Raw genomic sequence first — 1,456 nt, forward strand, 5'->3', positions numbered from 1 at the left:
GGGGATTAGTGGCGAACGGGTGAGTAACACGTGAGTAACCTGCCCTTGACTCTGGGATAAGCCTGGGAAACTGGGTCTAATACCGGATATGACCTTCCATCGCATGGTGGTTGGTGGAAAGCTTTTGTGGTTTTGGATGGACTCGCGGCCTATCAGCTTGTTGGTGGGGTAATGGCCTACCAAGGCGACGACGGGTAGCCGGCCTGAGAGGGTGACCGGCCACACTGGGACTGAGACACGGCCCAGACTCCTACGGGAGGCAGCAGTGGGGAATATTGCACAATGGGCGCAAGCCTGATGCAGCGACGCCGCGTGAGGGATGACGGCCTTCGGGTTGTAAACCTCTTTCAGTAGGGAAGAAGCGAAAGTGACGGTACCTGCAGAAGAAGCGCCGGCTAACTACGTGCCAGCAGCCGCGGTAATACGTAGGGCGCAAGCGTTATCCGGAATTATTGGGCGTAAAGAGCTCGTAGGCGGTTTGTCGCGTCTGCCGTGAAAGTCCGGGGCTCAACTCCGGATCTGCGGTGGGTACGGGCAGACTAGAGTGATGTAGGGGAGACTGGAATTCCTGGTGTAGCGGTGAAATGCGCAGATATCAGGAGGAACACCGATGGCGAAGGCAGGTCTCTGGGCATTAACTGACGCTGAGGAGCGAAAGCATGGGGAGCGAACAGGATTAGATACCCTGGTAGTCCATGCCGTAAACGTTGGGCACTAGGTGTGGGGGACATTCCACGTTTTCCGCGCCGTAGCTAACGCATTAAGTGCCCCGCCTGGGGAGTACGGCCGCAAGGCTAAAACTCAAAGGAATTGACGGGGGCCCGCACAAGCGGCGGAGCATGCGGATTAATTCGATGCAACGCGAAGAACCTTACCAAGGCTTGACATGAACCGGAAAGGCCTGGAAACAGGTCCCCCACTTGTGGTCGGTTTACAGGTGGTGCATGGTTGTCGTCAGCTCGTGTCGTGAGATGTTGGGTTAAGTCCCGCAACGAGCGCAACCCTCGTTCTATGTTGCCAGCACGTGATGGTGGGGACTCATAGGAGACTGCCGGGGTCAACTCGGAGGAAGGTGGGGACGACGTCAAATCATCATGCCCCTTATGTCTTGGGCTTCACGCATGCTACAATGGCCGGTACAAAGGGTTGCGATACTGTGAGGTGGAGCTAATCCCAAAAAGCCGGTCTCAGTTCGGATTGGGGTCTGCAACTCGACCCCATGAAGTCGGAGTCGCTAGTAATCGCAGATCAGCAACGCTGCGGTGAATACGTTCCCGGGCCTTGTACACACCGCCCGTCAAGTCACGAAAGTTGGTAACACCCGAAGCCGGTGGCCTAACCCCTTGTGGGAGGGAGCTGTCGAAGGTGGGACTGGCGATTGGGACTAAGTCGTAACAAGGTAGCCGTACCGGAAGGTGCGGCTGGATCACCTCCTTTCTAAGGAGCACCTACAACT

General features: G+C 56.7%; 1 rRNA gene. It reads left to right on the top strand.

Annotated elements, in window-relative coordinates:
• Window positions 1–1,437 (top strand): 16S ribosomal RNA (locus tag ACFVVC_RS22340); the annotation flags it as partial.
• Window positions 1,438–1,456 lie beyond the last annotated feature (19 nt).

Source organism: Pseudarthrobacter sp. NPDC058196 (assembly GCF_042882685.1).
Classification (GTDB): domain Bacteria; phylum Actinomycetota; class Actinomycetes; order Actinomycetales; family Micrococcaceae; genus Arthrobacter.